Here is a 21886-nt window from a genome sequence, read left to right as displayed (position 1 = left end):
CTCAGAGAGTTGTTATTTATTGTCTGTACTATAGTGTTTTGAAGTAAGAGAAAATCTCAAGGGTATATTTATTGAATCAGAATTAGCGTGATTATTAAGGGTAGTATTATAGCTTGATGAGAATCTGTTATTTGAAAATTCTAAATATATTTTTTGTTTTAAGTAATTCTCAGAACTTGGTTTTTTAACGGCTAATATATGTTTTTTAAGTAGTGCGAAATATTACACCGTCAAACTATTTTATTGATGTGCTTATAGCTATTCGTACTTTTTTCGTTCCAGTGGGTGCAGGGGCCCTTTTATCCAATTGGTTTTATCAAGCACAAATAAAACATGTTTGTAATATTGATTTTCTCTTTTCATGGTTCAAAAAATGGGTAGCCTTTAATTGGAAAAATCCAATGCATGCTCAGGAAGTGACACAATCAATAACGATCTAAAGAAGAATAGGTGCTAGACGATGGTCTGTTTTAATAACTACTCAAAGCACATGAAAAATACATAGTAAGAAATGGAACTCCCCCCAATTAATAAAATACTATTTGGGGGGAGTTCAGCTTATTCTTTTTTATTTTTCTATAAATCGATTAGCAGCTGCTTTTAAACCGCTGAAAATCATTATGATTACAATAAGTAAGAGGAAATATAAGGAGAAGTCCCAGTTTTTTGTATACTGATATAAGCTACCAAATATAGGAGGTCCAAATGCCGCTAAAAGATAGCCAATGGATTGCGCCATACCTGATACTCTAGTGGCGATGTGACTTTCTCTGGTTCGCAGTACAAAGAACATCATGGAAAGACTGAATGCCAATCCTGAAGCCATTCCAAAAAGGACAGCTGCAGCATAAATATATTGCAAGTGAAAAAAGAGTATCAACAATAGGCTGCTGGACATTGCGGCCCCAACAATGGTCACTAAGATTTTTTGATTAGCGAGCTTGGAGGCAATTATTGAACCAAGAAAAGTAACGGGAAGCATGGCCATTTGCATATAAGACAAAACCCATCCGCTTTCTTCTTTTACCATACCATATTGCTGTAACATCATAGGAAGCCAAGTTACAATGCAATAGTATAATAAAGATTGGAGTCCCATAAAAATACTTATCTGCCAGGCTAAAGATGATTTGAATATATTTTGGCTGATTTTTGTTATTTCTTTTTTTTCAAGCTTGGTTGATTTTCTAAAGGCGAGGGGAGTCCATAATACTAAACAACAGAAACCCACTAAGATCCATATTCCTAAAGACCCCTTCCAACCAAGGCCCGTCGTTTTGCCGATACTAATACTCAGTCCAGAGGCAAGTGCTGCTGTAAGATTCATTGCAACAGAATAGAAACCGATCACCATTCCTGATTGATTAGGAAATATTTTCTTGATGTAGCCTGGAGCTAAAACATTCCCGATACAAATAGCAATACCGAGTATTGCTGAGCCTAAAAACAAAGTCGTGACAGTCCCCATTATTCTTACGTACAATCCAATAAGTAATAGGATAATAGAGGATAGAATAAACTTCTCTATGTTCAGTTTTCTAGATAACTGTCCTACAAAAATAGATAATAAGGCAAAGGCGGTTAAGGGGATGGTAGTTAGTAATCCAGCTACACTATTGGAGAGTTGCAAAGCCTTACTAATCTCGGTTAAAACTGGTCCAAGTGCTGTTATAGGGGCGCGTAAGGTAGAGGCAAGTAGTAGTATTCCTAAGAATGGTAACAAGAGTCCGAAAGAAAAGCCTGTCTTGTTTGGGCTGTTTATTTCACTATTTTTCATCATTATTTTTTTATTAGGCAAATTTAAGATGATTGTTATGATTAAATTTGCCATATGTTTAATCTAAAACGACAAAACATGAAAGAGGAAAAACAGTTTGTGAAGCCAAGTGAATTAGTCGATTATATTCCCAAAAAAGCCTATGTGTGGTTTGAGGATAATTGGATACACGATACCGAAGAACACGTACATAAAAGAGCGCAGCTAGTCTATGTGATAAAAGGGTTTCAATACTTGCATGTGGGGGAGCGTATTTATCTGCTACCACAAAACCATGCGGCGTGGATACCATCTAATGTACCGCATAGAACGACAGCGGTTTCTGAAACGATCAACTTGAGAACCATTTTTTACTCCATTGCTGAAGAGGGAAATTTCTATGACCAATTGAGGATATTTTCCGTTCCATCCGTGCTACGAGAAATTATATCCTACGCAGCCAAGTGGAGTAAAATATCGGAACATTCTCTCGAGGAAGAAGCTTTTCTAAATGCCGTTCTAGTGGGATTGCCTACTTTTTTTAAAGAGGCTATTTCTCTAAATATTCCCGTTCCCAATGATGAACGTTTAGTAGCAATAAGTAATTTTATCATCGATCATATTGGTGGTGATTTATTGGTCCATGAAATCGCAGAAAGAAATAATATGTCATTGCGATCTTTAGAGCGATTATTTAAAAAAGAGACCGCCATTACCATTGCTAAGTACGTTCAATTAGTTCGAATCATTAAAGGAGTAGAGTACTTAAGTACAGGAAACTATACGGTTTCAGAAGTCGGCTATTTGGTAGGTTACAAAAGTTTGCCAGCCTTCAGTTCTAGTTTCTTTCAGATCCTAAACAAAAGACCTAATGAGTTTTTAGTGAAATAAGCTTAAGATATTTACTGCTTTGGAGATTAAATAGGGTCTGGATTATGTTGTAATGGGAAATTTGATACATTTGTTCTTCTTTTAAATTTAAATAAGTAATAGGGTATGAAAAATGTTTTTTCAAAAGACGATTGTACAGTATTGATCAATAGAATTAATCAGCTTTCTCCAAGTTCACCAGCACTTTGGGGTAAAATGGATGCGGGAAAAATGTTGGCACATTGCAATGTATCCTACGAAATGGCGTATGAGAATATACATCCAATACCGAATGCTTTTGTAAAATTTATTTTAAAATTAATGGTCAAAAATAGTGTGGTAGGGGAAAAACCCTATGGAAAAAACAAGCATACTGCTCCCCAGTTTATCATTACTACCTCTAAAGATTTTGAAGTGGAAAAAAAGAGACTAATTGATTATATCAATAGAACTCAGGAATTGGGGACTAATGAATTTGAGGGAAAAGAGTCTGATTCTTTTGGAAAGTTGACAGCGATTGAGTGGAATAATATGTTTGCCAAACATCTAGAGCATCACTTGAGTCAGTTTGGTGTATAGTATTGTGAATCAATTTAAAAGCTATAGTTTTTAAAAATTTAATTCTGTGGATATGAAAGGATATATGGTAATGGCTTGTTTGTTATTGGGATTTTTTTCTCATGCGCAGAAACAGGAAGTACAAAAGACAATTGAATTGTTTTTTGAAGCCTTTCATCAAAGAGATACAAGTAGGCTAAAATTAGTGTGTGCGGATAAAATTATTCTACAGTCTATTAGCGAAAGCACTACTAAGGGAAATAGTTTAGTAGAGGAAAGTGTCGACGAATTTTGTAAATCCATTGCCCAAATTCCTGCAACCACTAAGTTTTACGAGAAAATTCTAGGCTATACTATAGCCCTCGATGGTACTATGGCTCAAGTTTGGACACCTTATGAATTTTATATTAATGATAAACTCAGTCACTCTGGGGTAAATAGCTTCACATTGTTTGAAGACGAAAAGGGGTGGAAGATTATTTATTTGATTGACACCAGAAGAAAATAGGGCTATTAACAGACTACTGTTGCGTAATAATGACAAGAATCAGCCATTATACACTCTTCGCATTTGGGTTTTGGTCTACATGTTTCTCTTCCTAAAAAAGAAATAGCCATACCTACTTCAGACCAAATGCTTTTGGGTAGTACCTGCATGAGGTCTTTCTCTACTTTAATACCGTCTTTGCTTTCCTTAATGATTCCGATTCTCGGCGCTACTCGAATTACATGTAAATCGGCAGTAATGCCTTCAGCGGGTTGATGGGTTTCTCTTAAAATGACATTAGCGGATTTTCGTCCTATCCCTTTTAAGGCTGTTAATCCCTGCATGTTTAGTGGAATGTTTTTATCTTCTTGGAGGGTTTTAGCAATTTCCAATAACCACTGCGCTTTTGTTGTATAATTTCGAACTTTAGTAATATAAGGTGTAAAGGTCTCAGTAGTGGCCTCAGACAAACTTTTAAGAGTAGGGAATTTTTCAAATAAGGCCGGTGCTATAGCATTGATGTTCGCATCTGAATCTTGTGCCGATAACACGACCATCACTAATAATTGATAGGTGTTTTGATAGTCCAAAGGATGCTTTCTTCCCGTGTATTTCGTTAGTATGGGTTCTAGTTTAACTTCCCAGTTTACTGTTTCTCCAAATAAATCCATTGTCGTTTTCTTTAGAAGTGATTACTTTACGAATAACAAATTTAAGATTTTTTAATAAAGGCGATGATTTTTTGGATCACATTGTGGTTTCCTAAGATTTTTCTATGCCCTAAACCTTCTGTGAGGTATAAACTCCCGTTTTTAAGATGCTCATGGATGTGAAGACCTGCTTTTACAGGTACTTCCGGATCGTCCTTGTCATGGATAACCAAAACAGGAATTTCGACTTTTTGAGCGGCTCTGTAGGCAGAAAAATCATCCATTTTGAGTTGGTATTTGTTTTCAAAATAAGCACATAGGCGTTGACTTATTTCAGGTTTCAAACCTAGTTTTGAAATAAAATCGTCTAGTATGTCTTGGACTATATCACCACTACCAATAATAATAGCTTTATCAACGACTAAACCATCTTTTATGGCATTAAGTACTGACATACCTCCCAAGGAATGACCAATAGCGATATCAAAAGGACCATATTGGTTTTGTATTTCAAGAATAGAGGTAATGAAGTCGGACATAATCGTAGTGCTTCCTTTAGATTTTCCATGTGCTGGAGCATCAAAACTAACCACTGCGTAACCATTTTTTAACAATTCATCGGCGATTTTAAATAGCTGTGTTCCGCGTCCTGACCACCCATGTACCAGTAGTATTTTTCGCTCACTTTTCCCGTATTCATAGGTTGTGATACTCTTTTTAATGGCAGATACGTAGAGCGTTTTTTGAAGGCTTTTACGATCCATATCCAATTCTCTTTTGGGAACCTTATGTTTTATAGGTGTTGTGAAAAGCCTTGACGCATAGGAAGTAACCAATTTTTTGGAAATAAAAACGCATACTTTACTTGTGAATATGATAAACTGAGGAATTTTTAAACTTTGAGTAGGATTGGGAGCCTTTTTTACCATATCATTAAATTTTTTTTGAAGCCTTGATGCTACAGTTTTTTCACCTAATTTTAAAAAACATAAAAGTAATACAATTAATAGATGTTTGCTTAAAAAAGACAATTCGTGATAGGTTCTAAATGTTAGTCTATAAAATTAAAGAATGGAAATATTTCATGTAAGTGCAGAATGTTACCCCATGGCAAAAGTTGGTGGTCTAGCCGATGTCGTGGGTGCCTTGCCAAAGTACCAGACTAAGGCAGGCCATCAAGTTGGTGTTGTCGTACCAGGATATGATACAAAGTTTAAAAAGGAGCACGGTTTTGAGCCAGTACACTGGGGAACAATTCGCTTGGGGAATTTTGAATTTCCCTATAGCGTATTAAAAGAAACGAGCGATCAACTCGGATACGAATTATATCTAATTGACATCAAAGAATTGTTTGATCGTCCAAACGTTTATGGTTATGAAGATGACATTGAACGGTTTGTTTCGTTTCAAATTGCCACTTTAGACTGGATTTCAACTCGTGATAGTCTTCCGGAGATAATCAATTGTCATGATCATCATACTGGACTAATACCATTCCTGCTCAAGTATAGCTATCAATATGAACGTTTAAGCAATATCAAAACCGTATTGACCATTCACAATGGTTTGTACCAAGGTTGGTTTGGATTTGACAAATTGCATTATCTACCTCAATTTGATTTGAGACATGTTGGCTTTTTGGAATGGGGATCTTGCATCAACTCTTTGGCTGTGGGAATTAAATGTGCCGGGGCTGTGACTACCGTTTCTCCAAGCTATTTGAATGAAATTAATCGATCAGCCAATGGCTTGGAAAGCTTGTTTCAATCGGTGCGCCACAAATCCAAAGGGATTTTAAATGGTATTGATACTGAAGTTTGGAATCCTTCTAAAGATCAAATGATCAAGGAGCATTATTCCATAGAAAACGCAACATATGGAAAACAAAAAAACAAAGAAGTACTCTGCGAGCAATTTGAACTAGATCCGACAAAACCACTGTTTAGTTTTATTGGTCGTTTGTTTGAAGAAAAGGGAGGGGATTTATTGCCTCAAGCTGCTGCATTGGCTTTGTCTGAAAACTTTCAAAATATCAATATCTTGATTCTAGGATCAGGAAATTCGGAAATTGAATCACAATTAGTACGATTAAGGGAGGACCATATAGGAAATTACAATGTTTTTATTGGTTATAATGAAGAATTAGCGCATTTGATCTATGCGGGTTCAGATTTTATTTTAATGCCTTCTAGAGTAGAACCATGCGGTTTAAATCAGCTTTATGCTTTGCGTTATGGTACGATTCCTATAGTGAGAAGGACAGGAGGCTTACAGGACACTGTAATAGATTATGGGGATAACGGTAATGGTATTTGCCATGATCAAGCTTCGGTTGGGGATATCTGTTATTCCATAAATCGAGGAATTCATTTATACGAGGATAAAAGTAATTTCAATAAAATTAGAGCAGTAGGAATGGGAACTGACCATTCCTGGGAAAGAGTTTGCCAAGAATATATCGACATATACAACCTAATTATTGAGAAAAATGAGATTTAAAAAGAAAAATGTAATTGCTATTATTTTAGGAGGAGGACAAGGGTCCCGTTTGTATCCATTAACAGAAACAAGATCAAAACCAGCAGTGCCCATTGGAGGAAAGTATAGGCTGGTCGATATTCCGATATCGAATTGTATTAATTCTGATATTTTTAAAATTTTTGTATTGACGCAGTTTAATTCTGCTTCATTAAATGCGCATATTAAAAACACTTTTAATTTTAGTATTCTAAGCCAGTCTTTCGTCGATATTTTAGCTGCTGAACAAACACCAGATAATCCAACTTGGTTTCAAGGTACCGCAGATGCAGTGCGACAATGTATGTCGCATTTTCTCAAACATGAATTTGATTATGCCTTGATTTTATCAGGCGATCAGTTGTATCAGATGGATTTTAACGAGATGTTAGAAGCACATATTGCCGCTGATGCGGAAATTTCCATAGCCACTTTACCCGTAAACGCTAAAGACGCACCAGAGTTTGGTATTCTTAAGACCAATCATGAAAGCTGTATAGAAGCTTTTGTTGAGAAACCAGACGCCTCTCTTTTACCGGACTGGGAATCGGAAGTAAGTGAGGAGATGCAAGCCAAAGGGAAAAAGTATTTGGCCTCCATGGGGATTTATATTTTCAACAAAAACCTATTGCAAGAGTTAATGGCAGATCCAGAAACCAAAGACTTTGGAAAAGAAATCATTCCTCAAGCCGTGGGCAAACATAAAATTTTAAGTTATCAATACGAAGGTTATTGGACAGATATTGGAAACATTGAGTCTTTCTTTGAAGCCAATATAGGGTTGACCGCTGATGTTCCGGAGTTTAATTTGTTTGATAACAACAATAAAATTTTTACCCGACCACGTCTACTACCACCATCAAAATTCAAAAATTCCATTATAGATCAATCCTTAATATCCGAAGGTTGTGTTATTAATGCTAAAGAGATTAGGGGTTCTGTGATTGGTATTCGTGCCCGAATAGGAGAGGGAACAATCTTAGAGAATTGTTATGTGATGGGGAATGATTTTTATCAAGATTTGGAGGAGATGAGTCAGGACAGTACTAGTAATAGAAATCATGTGGGAATCGGTGAGAATTGTTTTATAAAAAACGCTTTGGTCGATAAGAATGTCCGCATTGGCAATAATGTTCATATCAACGGGGGCAAACATTTGGATAATTTCACCAATGAATTGTACAGTATAAAAGACGGGATTGTTGTGATTAAAAAAGGCGTCTGCCTGATGGATAACTTTAGAATTGAATAAAAGAAAATAATAATTATTGCCTTAAAAACCAAATATGAGCAACGTCATCACGCATTCTCTTTTTACTGATTTTGATATCGACTTATTTAAAGCTGGAAAGCATTTTAAGTTGTATGAAAAATTAGGCGCACATTTAATTGAAGTTCAAGGCGTAAAGGGCGTTTATTTTGCAGTTTGGGCGCCTACGGCTCAAGCCGTTTCTGTTGTAGGGGACTTTAATTATTGGACGCAAGGTGAGCATTTATTGCAGGTTCGCTGGGATTCCTCGGGCATTTGGGAAGGCTTTATTCCCAATATTGAAAAAGGAACCTTGTACAAATATAAAATCCAATCGAATATCGATGGAGTAGTCACAGAAAAAGCAGATCCATTTTCTTTATATTGTGAGAAACCACCTCATACGGCTTCTGTGGTATGGGATTTAGATTATAAGTGGAAAGACGAGCAGTGGATGCAATCTCGTGAAGAACATAACGCTTTAACCAGACCTTATTCCGTATATGAAGTACATCTAGGTTCATGGAAACGCGGTCCTAATAATCGTTTTTTAACTTATTTAGAACTTGCGGATGATCTAGTGCAGTATGTTAAAGAAACAGGCTTTACGCATGTTGAATTTATGCCTATTATGGAATATCCTTATGATCCTTCATGGGGTTATCAATTGACCGGCTATTTTGCACCGACCTCTCGCTTTGGTAAACCACAAGACTTTATGGTTTTAGTGGATAAATTTCATCAAGCCGGCATAGGGGTAATCTTAGACTGGGTACCGTCTCATTTTCCTGATGATGCCCATGGTTTGGGTTATTTTGATGGGTCACATTTGTATGAACATCCAGACCGTCGTAAGGGGTATCATCCGGATTGGAAAAGTCTCGTTTTTAATTATGGACGTAATGAAGTTCGTGCTTTTTTGATTAGTAATGCTGTTTTTTGGCTGCAACACTATCATGTGGATGGATTAAGAGTGGACGCGGTTGCTTCCATGTTATATCTTGATTATTCCAGAAAGGACGGGGAATGGGAACCCAATATTTATGGTGGAAGAGAGAATTTGGACAGCATGAGTTTTCTTAAAGAGTTTAATGAAGTAATTTATTCTAATTTCGAAGGAGTTCAGACCATTGCTGAAGAAAGTACTTCTTTTCCAATGGTGTCAAGACCCACTTCAGTTGGAGGTTTAGGTTTTGGTATGAAATGGATGATGGGTTGGATGCATGATACCTTAGCTTACTTTCAGAAGGAAACGGTGTATCGTAAATACCACCAAAATGAGTTGACTTTTTCCATGACGTATGCCTTCACCGAAAATTTCATGTTACCGTTTTCGCATGATGAAGTGGTCTATGGGAAAAGAGCAATAGCGAATAAATTACCGGGCGATGAATGGCAAAAATTTGCCAATTTACGATTGTTGTACGGGTATATGTTTACGCATCCCGGAACCAAGTTATTGTTTATGGGCTGTGAATTCGGACAAAGTGATGAGTGGAGCTTTGAGAAAAGCCTCGATTGGCATTTACTAGAGTACGGCAGTCACTCAGGGATCAAAAGAATTATTACCGATTTGAATCAATTGTATAAAACGCAGCCCGCTTTGTATGAAAAACAATTTTCAGGGGATGGCTTTGAATGGATTAACTATTCCGATCATCAAAATGCGGTTTTATCATACATCAGAAAAGGAAATAATCCAAAAGAGTACTTAGTAGTGGTTTGTAATTTTACGCAAGTAGTTCGAGAGAAATACCGTATTGGAATGCCACAAAAAGGGAGTTTAGTGGAATTATTTAATAGCGACGCTATTCTTTATGGAGGAAGCGGCGTAGGCCATAGGGAAAGTTTAAAAATAGAGGCTTCGCCTTATGATGGAAGGGATTATTCAATTGAATTAACCTTACCTCCTCTAGGGGTGACAGTTTATTCTTTTGTCTCAAAATAAGTCTAGTTTTTTATACTATCAATTCTATAATTTAATCGGTTTAAATTATAGAATTGATAATTTTTAGCAGCCGAATTGATCAGCTTAGCAGAAAAAACGTTTTCGTGAATAATCCTTTTATAACGAGTCGTTTAGGTTCTTTTTTTGTATGTTTGAGAGAACGAGTCAGTGTTCTTGTAACTTAATTATTAGCATTATGATTACCAATACTTCACTAGAATACAAAGGCGATTTATATCCATCCAATATTGTTTCCTATGAGCAAGAAGGGGATGCAATTTTTTTTCGTACCGCCAATAAAGTAATTTTAAAAGTCACTATTCTTCGAGATAGTTTACTTCGGTTCCGTTTTACAACCAAGGGCTATTTTAGCAGTGACTTTTCTTATGCTATTGATAAAAGACAGCTTCATGGTTATAATGCCTTAGCATTAACAGAGGAAGATACTTATTTCCAGATTCAAACCAGTAAAGTAAAATGCAAAATCCAAAAAGCAGATCTTCGTCTGTCTATATATGATCTAAGCGATCAGTTGATTCTAGAAGATGAATTAGGGTTTCATTGGGAAGAGAGCTATGAATACGGTGGGAACATTGTAAAAATGAGTAAATCTTCGAAAGATGGAGAATGTTTTTACGGACTTGGAGACAAGGCCACTCAAATGAATTTGAAGGGAAAAAGATTAGAGAATTTTGCTACGGATCAATATGCGTATCAAAAAGATCAAGATCCCTTGTATAAAGTGGTTCCCTTTTATATCGGTTTACAAAACAAACAATCCTATGGTATTTTCTTCGACAATACCTTTAGAAGTTTTTTTGATTTTTGTCAAGAGAGAAGAAATGTGACTAGTTTTTGGGCTGAAGGCGGTGAGATGAATTACTACTTTATATACGGTCCACAAATGCAGGATGTGGTGGTAACCTATACGGACTTAACTGGGAAACCGGAGCTCCCGCCTCTTTGGGCATTAGGCTATCATCAATGCAAATGGAGTTATTATCCCGAGAGCAAAGTAAAGGAGATTACTTCAAAATTCAGGGAGCTTAAAATTCCTTGTGATGCTATTTATTTGGATATTGATTATATGGAAGGCTTTCGCTGTTTTACGTGGAGTAAAGAGTATTTTCCTGATCCTAAACGAATGGTGGCTGAGCTAGCACAAGACGGTTTTAAAACGGTGGTAATCATTGATCCTGGAATTAAAATAGACGAAAATTATTGGGTTTATCAAGAGGCTCTAGAGAAAGATTATTTCTGTAAAAGAGCAGATGGACCGTATATGAAAGGAAAAGTTTGGCCTGGCGAATGTAATTTTCCAGATTATACAAATCCCGCAGTTAGAGAATGGTGGGCAGGTTTGTTTAAAGAATTAATTTCAGATATCGGAGTCAAAGGGGTTTGGAACGATATGAATGAACCAGCCGTAATGGAGGTTCCTAATAAAACCTTCCCCATGGATGTACGCCATGTGTACGATGGAAATCCCTGCAGTCATAGAAAAGCGCATAACATATACGGCACTCAGATGGCTAGAGCCACCTATAGAGGGGTAAAACGATACGCTTATCCCAAACGTCCTTTTGTCATTACAAGATCGGCTTATTCGGGAGCGCAGCGTTATACCTCTTCTTGGACGGGGGATAATGTAGCGACTTGGGAGCACTTATGGATTGCCAATATTCAAGTACAGCGCATGTCTATTTCAGGAATGGGCTTTACTGGTTCGGATATTGGAGGGTTTGCAGAACAACCCACAGGTGAATTATATGCCCGTTGGATTCAGTTGGGGGTGTTTCATCCTTTTTGTCGAACACATTCTTCAGGGGATCATGGCAATCAAGAACCTTGGGCATTTGATGAAGAAGTGATTACCATTACCCGAAAATTTGTGAGTTTGCGCTACCAATTACTACCTTATTTGTATACAATGTTTTGGCAATATATCGTCGAAGGAATTCCGATGCTGAAGCCCTTGGTGTATTACGATCAAGAGGACACTCAAACCCATTATCGCAATGATGAATTTATTTTTGGAAATCAAATATTGGTTTGTCCTATACTCGAACCTAATGCACTGGGAAGACGTATGTACATTCCCCGAGGAGAATGGTATAACTATTGGACCAATGAGTTAACGACTGGAGGCCGAGAAGTATGGGTAGATACTAAGTTTGATGAAATTCCGCTTTTTGTCAAAGCAGGTGCCATCATTCCCAAATACCCTGTACAACAATATGTTGGAGAATTGGCTTTTGATGAACTAACGCTCGATTTGTACTTCAAGCTTGGTAAAGAAAAATCCGTTGTTTATGAAGACGCTCAAGATGGTTACGATTATAAAAAAGGACGTTACAGCTTTTTATCTTTCGCCACCATAGGCAAGGATAAGGAACTGATCGTGCAACTGCATAAGGAAGGAAAATACGATACGCCATATACGAAGTACATAATCAATTTAATTGGATTGCCTTTTAAGGTGACTCAAATAGAGATTGACAATGAAAAAGTAGTCTTTGATGCACTAGCATTTGAAGCGAATCAGTTTTTAATAATAGATAAAGAATTTACGGAACTTCATATTATTGGGGAGTAAGTAAATTCATGTGAATTTTTATGGGGATTATGTAAAGTCAAAAATAATAATTAGTTGTATTTTTGTTAGGTCTAAAAAATCGAAATCATGAAAAAATATCTATTAGTAGGGGTTTCAGTAGCTGTTCTTGTTGGTTGTGCTACAAATCCTGTTACAGGAAAAAAAGATTTAAATTTTGTTTCAAACAATGAGTTGTTTCCTTCTTCTTTTCAACAGTACAACACGTTTTTAACAGAAAACAAGGTTATTACAGGGACTGCAGATGCTAAAAGGGTTGAAACAGTGGGGATGAGAATCAAAGCTGCTGCCGAAAAATACTTAACCTATTTAGGTCAAACTCAATATTTAAAAGATTACCGCTGGGAGTATAAATTAGTAGACAATAAAGAAGTAAATGCTTGGTGTTTACCAGGAGGTAAAATTGTGGTTTACTCCGGTATATTGCCTATTACTCAAAATGAAGCAGGTTTAGCCACCGTTTTAGGTCACGAGGTGTCGCATGCTTTAGCCAATCACGGTGCACAGCGAATGAGTGCCGCACAATTGCAACAGTTGGGAGGAGTAGCTTTAGGAGCAGTGACCAGTAATAAATCAGAAGCGACCAGACAAATATTTGCACAAGCTTACGGCGTTGGGTCTGAAGTAGGAGTGATGCTTCCTTTTAGCAGAAATAATGAAAGTGAAGCCGATAAGATAGGACTGACCCTTATGGCCATTGCAGGATACAATCCAGATGATGCCATTGCCTTCTGGAGCAGAATGGCGGCCAAGTCAGGAGGGGCAGCACAACCTGAATTCATGAGTACGCATCCCTCTGATGCTACCAGAATTGCTAATTTAAAAGCGTTAATTCCTCAGGCAAAAGCCACAGCACTAAAAGTAGGCATTGTGAGATAGAATTATTTCTATCGCGCTGATTGATATATAATTGTAAAAGCTATTCTTTTTAGGATGGCTTTTTTTTTGAAAAAAGAGACCGTTCTTAACGCTTAAATAATCAATTCTTAATAAAAAAGAGATAAATTCGCAGCTTATTAACAAAGTGTTTTATGAAAAATTTACCTAAAGGAGATAAAAAATTGTTAAATGCTTGGGCATTTTATGATTGGGCCAATTCTGTATATACCCTAACGATTGCTTCGGCAGTATTTCCTATTTTCTACGAAGCTTTGTTTGCTGAACGTGACCATTATATTGATGTTTTTGGTTTGCATCTTAAAAACTCAGCCTTGATTAGTTTTATTACCGCTATGGCCTTTTTGGTGGTTTCTTTTATATCGCCTTTATTATCGGGTATTGCCGATTATGTGGGAAATAAAAAAGCCTTTATGAAATTTTTCTGCTATGTTGGTGCTCTATCTTGTATGGGGTTATATTGGTTTGATTTAGAAAATATTTATGTTGGTTTAGCTCTCTATTTCCTTGGATTAATAGGGTATTGGGGAAGTTTAGTTTTCTATAATTCATATTTACCCGATATTGCTTTTGTAGAGCAACAAGATAAAATTAGTGCCAAAGGATATTCATTAGGGTATATAGGGAGCGTAATTTTATTGATTATCAATTTAGCGATGATCATGAAACCTAAGCTTTTTGGAATTAGTGGTACAGACGGAGAAGCGGCTATGAAGGCAATGCGGTATTCGTTTGTAATGGTAGGAGTTTGGTGGATTTTATTCAGTCAATATACCTATTATTATTTGCCAAAGGGAAATAAAGAAACGGACGATAGATTAACGAAATCGGTTATTTTTAATGGTTTCAAAGAGTTGAAGAAAGTTTGGGCAATATTGAAAGAAAATGTTCCGTTAAAACGATATTTAGGAGGTTTTTTTGTTTCGAGTTTGGCCGTACAAACCGTAATGTTGGTCGCCACTTATTTTGGTGCTCAGGAAATTCAATGGTCTTCTAAAGAAGAAGGTACTATTGGATTGATTATTTGTATTTTGATTATTCAATTAGTAGCGGTGGTTGGAGCCGTTTTAACTTCAAGAGCTTCAGCTAAATTTGGAAATATTCCAACGCTTATTTTTATTAACTGTCTGTGGGCTATTTTTTGTGCTTTGGCATTCTTAATTGTATTACCGATACATTTTTACGCTATGGCAACCGCTGCGGGATTTGTAATGGGAGGAATTCAGGCGTTATCTCGTTCTACTTATTCAAAATTATTGCCTGAAACAGAAGATACTGCTTCGTTTTTTAGCTTTTATGATGTGACGGAAAAAATCGGTATTGTGATTGGAATGTGTATTTACGGAATCATTGATCAAGTAACGGGAAGTCCGCGTACGGCATTTGTAATTTTAGGTGTGTTTTTTGTAGCTGCCGTTATTCTATTAAGAAGAATACCAAAAAAGGCGCTTCAATAAATGAAACGCCTTTAGTGGATTTAGCTTTTGGTCTTCTTTCTAAAGCAAGCAAGCTTATTGATTGATGTTTTTTTTGAGTAAACTTACGTTGCCATAATTGGAGGCTACCGTTACTTTATTTTGCCCTTTATTCTTGTAATAGCCGCTTATTTTTTTTGAACTACTTTTCGTTTCATTCAGGCCAATTTGCAAGTCATTATCCTTTTTGATGTTTCCGTATTTTGTACTGATGATGAAATCAAAGGCATAGTTAGGTGCATAACCTAATGAAACATCGGAATATCCGGAAGTAATGTTGATGTTATTTGCTTTTTCGGTTACTGCTCCAATATTTATTTTGCTGTAGTTGGTTCCGATAGCTAGGCTGTTTGAAATCTCCGCAATGCCGATGGTTAAATAATTTCCAGTACCATTGATGGAACCAATTCGTTGGAATTTAAAAGTACTATAATTGCAATCGTATTTAATGTCTTGGCCTTCTATTAAGTTTAGATCGCTATAATTAGTGTCTAGGTTTAAATGACCAGCAGTGTTGATTTTTAAGTTGGAATAACGCGCTTCAATTGTTCCACTTTTAATATATTCAATAGAAGAGTTTTGGCAATAATCTATCTGAATGCGGTTAGTAGGACCATTGAGTCTGGCTAGATTAATTTTTCCATACCTACAGCTGATATCTGTAGTAGATTGCAAATCAAGTGCCGTAACATTGCCGTACTTATTATTAATTTTTACAGTTCCGTTTTTTGGAATTTTTAGCACATAGTTAATCTCAAAACTATTGCTACTGCCTTTGCTTTTCAGCGCAGAGTTACCTATTTTAGTAAGAGCAGTAACCATAGATTTTAGGGCCGTAATATCGACATCTATACTATTTAATTTCTCATTGACCCAGTTTTCATTTCCACCACTTACTTTGATGATGATATCCAGGTCAATTTTATCTTCGTTCCAAGTACTGATAGAGACATTTCCGTATTTGTTGTCGATATTGATCCCTGCATCTGAATTAACGATATAGGTTTTTTTGATGTTTTTTTGCTTTGAAATAAAAGTGTCATCATTTGAAAATCCTAGAAAAGGAATCAAAAGGAGTACAATAAACAGGTTATAATGTTTTTTCATGGGTGGTGTTTTTTAAGTTTTCGTTTTCTTCAATTCGCTGTAATACTGTTTGTAAAAAGGAAATTCTGGTCTGTAGGTTGCTGATCATAGCATAAATGATTTGTTTGTTCTCCCCATTCTTTTGAAGTTCTTTGATGATTTTAGTATAATCGGCATCAAACACTTTCATTTGTTGGAGTGCATCGTTGATAATTTGCTCATTTGCTGGTGAACTTTTTTCTTTTAATTTGACTAATTCATCATCTATGAGCACATTGAAAATAGAATCCGTCCGTTTGGTTTCGTTAGAGGCAAACTTAAATTCTTTGGGTTTTTCATTGGTGTAAAAGACAGTGATACCGAACAGCAAAACAATGGAAGCTGCTATAGCGGTTATCCAGCCATATTTCTTACTCGGTTGCTTTTGACTTAATTTAGCTAAGAAGTCCATTTGATGATCAGCAGCTAATTCTTGTATGTCCCACTGGTCCTTAAAGTGGTTAAATAAGGGATCTAAATTGTCATTTTCCTTTTTCATATATCCTAATTTTGTTGGTTTTCTACCTTTAAAGAGATTGGAATTTTACTACTGGAGCTCTCATATTCCTCTAATTTTTTCCGTAAATTTTCTTTGGCTCTGCTCAGGGTTGTTCTACAATTGGCGTAACTGATGTTTAAAATCTCACTAATCTCCTCTTGATCATAACCTTCAATGTAAAAAAGAGTCAAGACCATACGGTAGCTGTCCTTTAAGAGGGAGATGGCTTCTAAAACTTGTTTGACTTTAAGCGAATTAAAATCGATGTCTTCAGAAAAGAAACTGTCATTTTCTTCTATTTTATACAGTGTCTTGCTTAAATCTTCGATATGAAAGGCCGTATTCTTTTTATAAAAATCAATACTATAATTGATCATAATTTTTTTTAGCCAGGCCCCAAAGGCTACTTCTTGTTTGTAGTCGTTTATTTTGGTAAAAGCCCTCAAGAACGCTTCTTGCATGACGTCTTGCGCAAAATGCTCATCCTTTACAATACGATAGGCGACGTTATACATGGCTTTACAGTAGCGATTGTACACCTCAAACTGCGCTTTTTGATCGTATTGTTTACAAAGAGCGATTAATTCTTCGATATTTTGGTTGTTTATATTCAAATTGGGTTGGCTAGTTTTCTATAAGGACTTTACTTTTTTGGCTTTGTTACACTTTTGATAAAAATAATTGTATTTTTTTTTAAACCGAGTGTTTTCATAAGTTAATTGGTGTCATGACCAAATTTCAAAAGCGTCTTTGTTGGATTTGGCATAATGATTGTCTAATTTTATGGCCTATCTTGTAAATGAGGTTCTTATTGAGTTTTAAATAAAAGCACAGTAATACAAGGGTGTATTTACAGTTAGGATTAAACTTTTAATGACAAAACGACTTATATATTATTATGTCAAATCATAAAATACTTACTATTGACAATCTGTCACTTCAAGAATTCGATTCAGAAGCCGAATTAATTCCATTATTAACTCCCGAAGATGAGGAGGAAATGAATAACGAGGAGCTACCGCCTTCGTTACCTATTTTACCTTTACGTAATACTGTTTTATTTCCTGGAGTGGTTATTCCGATCTCAGCAGGTAGAGACAAATCGATAAAATTAATTAATGACGCCAATGCTGCTGGAAAAATCATTGGAGTGGTGTCTCAGATTAATGAAGAAGACGAGGATCCATCAAAAGATGATATTCATAAAATTGGTACTGTAGCCAGAATTCTGCGTGTTTTAAAAATGCCAGACGGTAATGTTACTGTAATACTACAGGGGAAAAAACGTTTCGAAATTGACGAAGTAGTTTCGGAAGAACCTTATATCACTGCCACTGTAAAAGAGGTGGTGGAAGAGCGTCCAGAAGAGGATGATAGCGAGTTTACGGCTATTTTAGACTCTGTTAAAGATTTGGCGATACAAATCATCAAAGAGAGTCCGAATATCCCTTCAGAAGCGACTTTTGCAATTAAAAACATTGAAAGCCAATCGTTTTTGATCAATTTCGTTTCATCCAATATGAATTTATCGGTGAAAGAAAAGCAAGGTTTGCTTTCAATAAACGGATTGAAAGAAAGAGCACTTGAAACGTTACGTTATATGAACGTAGAGTTGCAAAAATTAGAATTGAAAAATGACATTCAGTCTAAGGTTCGTTTTGATTTAGACCAACAACAACGTGAGTATTTCTTACATCAGCAAATGAAGACCATTCAAGAAGAATTGGGAGGCGTTTCGCAAGAGGAAGAAATGGACGAAATGGGCTTGAAAGCCAAAACTAAAAAATGGGACGAAAAAACGCAAAAACATTTCGAGAAGGAATTGTCTAAAATGCGTCGAATGAATCCACAATCACCTGATTTTGGTATTCAGCGTAACTATTTAGAATTGTTTTTAGAATTGCCTTGGGGTGAGTATTCTAAAGATAAATTTGATTTAAAATTTGCACAAAAAATATTAGATAAAGATCATTTTGGACTTGAAGAAGTGAAAAAGAGAATGATCGAGCATTTGGCAGTATTGAAACTTCGTAACGATATGAAGTCTCCTATTATCTGTTTGACAGGACCTCCGGGAGTTGGTAAAACCTCTATCGGTCGTTCAGTGGCAGAAGCTTTAGGCCGTGAATACGTACGTATTTCGTTGGGTGGTTTACGTGACGAAGCGGAGATCCGTGGACACAGAAAGACCTATATTGGAGCCATGCCAGGGCGTATTATACAGAGTTTAAAAAAGGCGGGGACTTCCAATCCTGTTTTTATATTAGATGAAATAGATAAACTATCTAGTGGAAATAGTGGAGATCCTTCTTCTGCTTTATTGGAAGTTTTAGATCCAGAACAAAACAGTTCTTTCTATGATAATTTCCTAGAGATGGGTTACGATTTGTCTAAAGTAATGTTTATTGCCACTTCCAACAATATGTCGGCCATTCAGCCTGCCTTGCGTGATAGAATGGAAGTTATCAAAATGTCTGGGTATACCATTGAAGAAAAAGTGGAGATTGCCAAAAGACATCTTTTACCAAAGCAGTTAGAAGCGCATGGATTAACCACTAAAGATTTGAGCATTGGAAAGAAACAATTGGAAAAAATTGTAGAGGGCTATACTCGTGAATCAGGAGTTCGTAACTTAGAAACTAAAATTGCTCAAGTGATTCGTAATGCTGCCAAATCGGTTGCTATGGAAGAGGAATACAATAAAAAAGTCACAGACGAAGATATTGTTAAGGTTTTAGGAGTGCCTAGATTAGAACGTGATAAATACGAAAACAATGATGTTGCTGGAGTAGTTACCGGTTTAGCATGGACCAGTGTTGGAGGAGATATCTTATTCATTGAGTCTTTAATCTCTGAAGGGAAAGGTTCTTTGACTATTACTGGAAACCTTGGAAATGTTATGAAAGAATCAGCAACGATTGCTTTAGAATACATCAAGGCCAATGCGAAAAAGTTAGGCCTTAGTGTTGAGTTATTTCAGAAATACAATATCCACTTGCACGTTCCAGAAGGAGCGACACCAAAAGATGGACCAAGTGCAGGTATTGCCATGTTGACTTCATTGGTTTCTTTGTTAACGCAAAAGAAAGTAAAGAAAAGTTTGGCCATGACAGGGGAGATCACGCTTCGTGGAAAGGTTTTACCAGTGGGTGGAATTAAAGAAAAAATCCTTGCTGCCAAAAGAGCCAATATTAAAGAAATTATTTTATGTCACGAAAATAAAAGTGATATTGATGAAATCAAACCGGAATACCTAGAAGGCTTGACTTTTCATTATGTAAAAGAAATGAGTGAAGTGTTGGCATTGGCTTTGACTGATCAAAGCGTAAAAAATGCAAAACAACTGAAATAAAAAGTTTGGTTTAACGACTTACTTTATACCTGCCAAAGTCCAATTTGAGTTTCTTCATCTTGGACTTTGGTTTTTTTGTGTCTTAAATTTAGCGCTTTTTGTACTATTATTTTGCACAAAGCGTTTAGTAATTATAAAATCAACTTAAAAATGTGTTAAACAGTGGTTTATGTTTTTTTATTTTGAAGACGTTTTGGTTTCTTTGCGACAAATTAAAAGGAAGTGTTGTACCTAGGTGGAATGAGGTTCTAAGGCTTAAAAAAATCTGTAAATACTTACATAACAGTAAATTATGTAAAATTTTGAAGCATATTATGTAAATTATAATACCTTTGTATAGTGAAAAGGAGCTACTTAGACCTGCTCCGATTTTTCAAGAAGTAGAATGGGATTTATAAGGTAGTCGATTTTGATAGAAAATAACCGAGGTCATCAGTGGTGTTTTCTTGTAAGAGACCATTGTGCGGATAAGGAGTGCGGGATCAACGCGTAAAGAAATAGTTCCGATAGAGCATAAGACTTTATGGTAGGTTGTTTTAAGTGTAGTACTTTTTCCTGAAAATGCATTTTAGTAATGCTTAGGATATAAGGTTAATTGGGAGTGAGTTGAAAGTGGAGAGAAGGTATGAATGCTGAGGAGTTTCAGTAGGATTAGATTTTGAAAAGAATGGATTGAAATTTAAAGAGTCCTAATGTGAAATGTGCCAAAGTAGTAAAACCGTCTTCCTAATTGAGTTTTAAATTTTCAAGAATTAATATATGAAAATACTTTATTTATTTTTATTTGTAACGGCCGGTTTTTTAGGAGGCTCCAAAGCCTATAGTAAAAAAGAAACCACGATTACCAGTGTAGATATTGAGAGAATTAATACTAGAGTAGATGTACTAAAGGATTTAATTAATTCGGGTACTAAATACAATACTAAAATTGCCTTTTTAGTGGATATGAGAATACCATCTGGTAAAAATCGCTTTTTTGTCTATGATCTGGTAAATAACAAAATTTTGGATCAAGGATTGGTAGCACATGGATCTGGGTCAGAGACTGGAATAAAGGGAAGTCTAAAATTTAGTAATATACCCAATTCCAACTCTACTTCATTGGGTAGGTATTCGGTTGGAAAATCATATAGTGGCATATTTGGAAAAGCCTATCGGCTGGCTGGTTTAGATGAAACCAACAGCAATGCTATTAAAAGAGCTATTGTTTTACATCATTATTCCGCCGTTCCAGAAGAGGAGCAGGATTATTATATTAGCAATAGTCATGGATGCCCGATGATAAATGAACACTTTTTTAAAAAAATTGAAAAAATAGTCGATACTTCTAAATCAAATATCATCCTGGATATTTATTATTAGAAACCTCTTAACCGTGGTAAACAAAAACCGTTCTGTCTTGCTAGAGCGGTTTTTGTTGTTTTAAGGAAATAAGTGATACAGATTGTTATGAGATTTTGTTGTACTTATTTTGGTCTTTTGATGTCCTAATCCATAAGGTGAGCTTTAGAAAGTAGTGCCTTTATGAAGGGTAAAATACCTCCGAAGTACTAGGTCGTCCTAGAGTCGTTTGATGGTTTGATCGGATCGTCTTGTTAAAGTAATGCTTAAGTTTAATTTCCTAATGAATTTAGTATGAAAATATTGTTGTACTTTCATCTATAGAGAAAGAAGGATCGTAGAAGTTGTAAAAAGACGAGGGATAGGGGGTTTTAAAAGCCAGCCTATGGGATTAAAATAATGGTTTTCATTCTGATTTTAATCTTCCATATAACAACTAAGAAGGTTATCTTTGCAACTGTTTTGTGTCTACAATGTGTCTTAAAGGCATTATTATATGTACAAGCAGAAGATTGGAGGACCTGAGATTAAATTGTCTTAAGAGGCTT

At 35.9% G+C, this 21886-nt stretch carries 17 protein-coding genes; 11 read left to right on the top strand and 6 right to left on the bottom strand.

Annotation, left to right across the window (positions count from 1 at the left end; translation table 11 throughout):
• Positions 1-568: 568 nt before the first annotated feature.
• On the bottom strand, positions 569-1831 hold the full coding sequence (locus tag AC51AA_RS03955) for a CynX/NimT family MFS transporter (RefSeq protein ID WP_500704444.1): 1263 nt from the start codon (positions 1829-1831) through the stop codon (positions 569-571).
• Positions 1832-1855: 24 nt separating this feature from the next.
• On the opposite strand from AC51AA_RS03955, the gene AC51AA_RS03950 reads away from it, so the two are divergent.
• From AC51AA_RS03950 to AC51AA_RS03940, 3 genes are all read left to right on the top strand, one after another.
• Complete coding sequence (locus tag AC51AA_RS03950; RefSeq protein ID WP_500704443.1) at positions 1856-2647, top strand: helix-turn-helix domain-containing protein; 792 nt, start codon at positions 1856-1858, stop codon at positions 2645-2647.
• A gap of 105 nt (positions 2648-2752) precedes the next feature.
• On the top strand, positions 2753-3205 hold the full coding sequence (locus tag AC51AA_RS03945) for a DUF1569 domain-containing protein (protein ID WP_500704442.1): 453 nt from the start codon (positions 2753-2755) through the stop codon (positions 3203-3205).
• A 52-nt stretch (positions 3206-3257) separates the two neighbouring features.
• Positions 3258-3692: a nuclear transport factor 2 family protein gene (locus AC51AA_RS03940; RefSeq protein ID WP_500704441.1), complete on the top strand. Its 435-nt coding sequence runs from the start codon at positions 3258-3260 to the stop codon at positions 3690-3692.
• 5 nt (positions 3693-3697) lie between these two features.
• Here the strand turns inward: AC51AA_RS03940 and AC51AA_RS03935 are convergent, their stop codons facing one another.
• Together AC51AA_RS03935 and AC51AA_RS03930 are read right to left on the bottom strand one after the other, a co-directional pair.
• Positions 3698-4342, bottom strand: a complete 645-nt coding sequence (locus tag AC51AA_RS03935) for an endonuclease III domain-containing protein (RefSeq protein WP_500704440.1) — start codon at positions 4340-4342, stop codon at positions 3698-3700.
• A 41-nt stretch (positions 4343-4383) separates the two neighbouring features.
• Positions 4384-5250, bottom strand: coding sequence for an alpha/beta hydrolase (locus AC51AA_RS03930; RefSeq protein ID WP_500704439.1), 867 nt, complete (start codon positions 5248-5250; stop codon positions 4384-4386).
• 142 nt (positions 5251-5392) lie between these two features.
• Between AC51AA_RS03930 and AC51AA_RS03925 the strand changes: the two genes are divergently transcribed.
• The 6 genes from AC51AA_RS03925 (at position 5393) to AC51AA_RS03900 (ending at position 15003) form a co-directional block, all read left to right on the top strand.
• Positions 5393-6820, top strand: coding sequence for a glycogen synthase (locus AC51AA_RS03925; protein ID WP_500704438.1), 1428 nt, complete (start codon positions 5393-5395; stop codon positions 6818-6820).
• The gene (locus tag AC51AA_RS03920) at positions 6810-8090 is read left to right on the top strand and encodes a glucose-1-phosphate adenylyltransferase (protein WP_500704437.1); all 1281 of its coding nucleotides are present in this window, start codon (positions 6810-6812) and stop codon (positions 8088-8090) included. The genes AC51AA_RS03925 and AC51AA_RS03920 overlap by 11 nt, the downstream gene beginning before the upstream one ends.
• 34 nt (positions 8091-8124) lie before the next feature.
• Entirely contained in the window at positions 8125-10035 is a 1911-nt protein-coding gene (gene glgB, locus AC51AA_RS03915; RefSeq protein ID WP_500704436.1) for a 1,4-alpha-glucan branching protein GlgB, read from the top strand.
• A 196-nt stretch (positions 10036-10231) separates the two neighbouring features.
• Complete coding sequence (locus AC51AA_RS03910) at positions 10232-12631, top strand: glycoside hydrolase family 31 protein (protein ID WP_500704435.1); 2400 nt, start codon at positions 10232-10234, stop codon at positions 12629-12631.
• A gap of 87 nt (positions 12632-12718) precedes the next feature.
• A complete protein-coding gene (locus AC51AA_RS03905) occupies positions 12719-13528 on the top strand; it encodes a M48 family metallopeptidase (protein ID WP_500704434.1) in 810 nt (269 codons plus the stop codon).
• A gap of 152 nt (positions 13529-13680) precedes the next feature.
• Entirely contained in the window at positions 13681-15003 is a 1323-nt protein-coding gene (locus tag AC51AA_RS03900; RefSeq protein WP_500704433.1) for an MFS transporter, read from the top strand.
• A 54-nt stretch (positions 15004-15057) separates the two neighbouring features.
• On the opposite strand, the gene AC51AA_RS03895 is transcribed toward AC51AA_RS03900, so the two are convergent.
• From AC51AA_RS03895 to AC51AA_RS03885, 3 genes are read right to left on the bottom strand one after another with little or no spacing between them, the layout of a single operon-like run.
• Positions 15058-16128, bottom strand: coding sequence for a hypothetical protein (locus AC51AA_RS03895; RefSeq protein WP_500704432.1), 1071 nt, complete (start codon positions 16126-16128; stop codon positions 15058-15060).
• On the bottom strand, positions 16112-16645 hold the full coding sequence (locus tag AC51AA_RS03890; RefSeq protein WP_500704431.1) for an anti-sigma factor: 534 nt from the start codon (positions 16643-16645) through the stop codon (positions 16112-16114). Before AC51AA_RS03890 ends, AC51AA_RS03895 begins: the two co-directional genes overlap by 17 nt.
• Positions 16646-16650: 5 nt before the next feature.
• Positions 16651-17259: an RNA polymerase sigma factor gene (locus AC51AA_RS03885; protein WP_500704430.1), complete on the bottom strand. Its 609-nt coding sequence runs from the start codon at positions 17257-17259 to the stop codon at positions 16651-16653.
• Positions 17260-17543: 284 nt separating this feature from the next.
• On the opposite strand from AC51AA_RS03885, the gene lon reads away from it, so the two are divergent.
• Entirely contained in the window at positions 17544-19997 is a 2454-nt protein-coding gene (gene lon, locus AC51AA_RS03880; RefSeq protein WP_500704429.1) for an endopeptidase La, read from the top strand.
• Between the two features lie 759 nt (positions 19998-20756).
• Positions 20757-21359 carry a murein L,D-transpeptidase catalytic domain-containing protein gene (locus AC51AA_RS03875; RefSeq protein WP_500704428.1) on the top strand — a complete coding sequence of 201 codons (603 nt, stop codon included), beginning with the start codon at positions 20757-20759 and terminating at the stop codon, positions 21357-21359.
• Positions 21360-21886: the final 527 nt, after the last annotated feature.

This window comes from Flavobacterium sp. OHVDL-2026-0007 (assembly GCF_059882335.1).
Note: the sequence above shows the minus strand (reverse complement) of the source record. Positions and strands in the feature narration are given on the sequence as shown.

Coding starts and splice junctions, on each gene's coding strand:
- AC51AA_RS03895 (WP_500704432.1), bottom strand. CDS start 16,128: ATGAAAAAACATTATAACCTGTTTATTGTACTCCTTTTGATTCCTTTT.
- AC51AA_RS03925 (WP_500704438.1), top strand. CDS start 5,393: ATGGAAATATTTCATGTAAGTGCAGAATGTTACCCCATGGCAAAAGTT.
- AC51AA_RS03945 (WP_500704442.1), top strand. CDS start 2,753: ATGAAAAATGTTTTTTCAAAAGACGATTGTACAGTATTGATCAATAGA.
- AC51AA_RS03910 (WP_500704435.1), top strand. CDS start 10,232: ATGATTACCAATACTTCACTAGAATACAAAGGCGATTTATATCCATCC.
- AC51AA_RS03950 (WP_500704443.1), top strand. CDS start 1,856: ATGAAAGAGGAAAAACAGTTTGTGAAGCCAAGTGAATTAGTCGATTAT.
- glgB (WP_500704436.1), top strand. CDS start 8,125: ATGAGCAACGTCATCACGCATTCTCTTTTTACTGATTTTGATATCGAC.
- AC51AA_RS03890 (WP_500704431.1), bottom strand. CDS start 16,645: ATGAAAAAGGAAAATGACAATTTAGATCCCTTATTTAACCACTTTAAG.
- AC51AA_RS03940 (WP_500704441.1), top strand. CDS start 3,258: ATGAAAGGATATATGGTAATGGCTTGTTTGTTATTGGGATTTTTTTCT.
- AC51AA_RS03955 (WP_500704444.1), bottom strand. CDS start 1,831: ATGGCAAATTTAATCATAACAATCATCTTAAATTTGCCTAATAAAAAA.
- AC51AA_RS03935 (WP_500704440.1), bottom strand. CDS start 4,342: ATGGATTTATTTGGAGAAACAGTAAACTGGGAAGTTAAACTAGAACCC.
- AC51AA_RS03930 (WP_500704439.1), bottom strand. CDS start 5,250: ATGGTAAAAAAGGCTCCCAATCCTACTCAAAGTTTAAAAATTCCTCAG.
- lon (WP_500704429.1), top strand. CDS start 17,544: ATGTCAAATCATAAAATACTTACTATTGACAATCTGTCACTTCAAGAA.
- AC51AA_RS03905 (WP_500704434.1), top strand. CDS start 12,719: ATGAAAAAATATCTATTAGTAGGGGTTTCAGTAGCTGTTCTTGTTGGT.
- AC51AA_RS03900 (WP_500704433.1), top strand. CDS start 13,681: ATGAAAAATTTACCTAAAGGAGATAAAAAATTGTTAAATGCTTGGGCA.
- AC51AA_RS03920 (WP_500704437.1), top strand. CDS start 6,810: ATGAGATTTAAAAAGAAAAATGTAATTGCTATTATTTTAGGAGGAGGA.
- AC51AA_RS03875 (WP_500704428.1), top strand. CDS start 20,757: ATGAAAATACTTTATTTATTTTTATTTGTAACGGCCGGTTTTTTAGGA.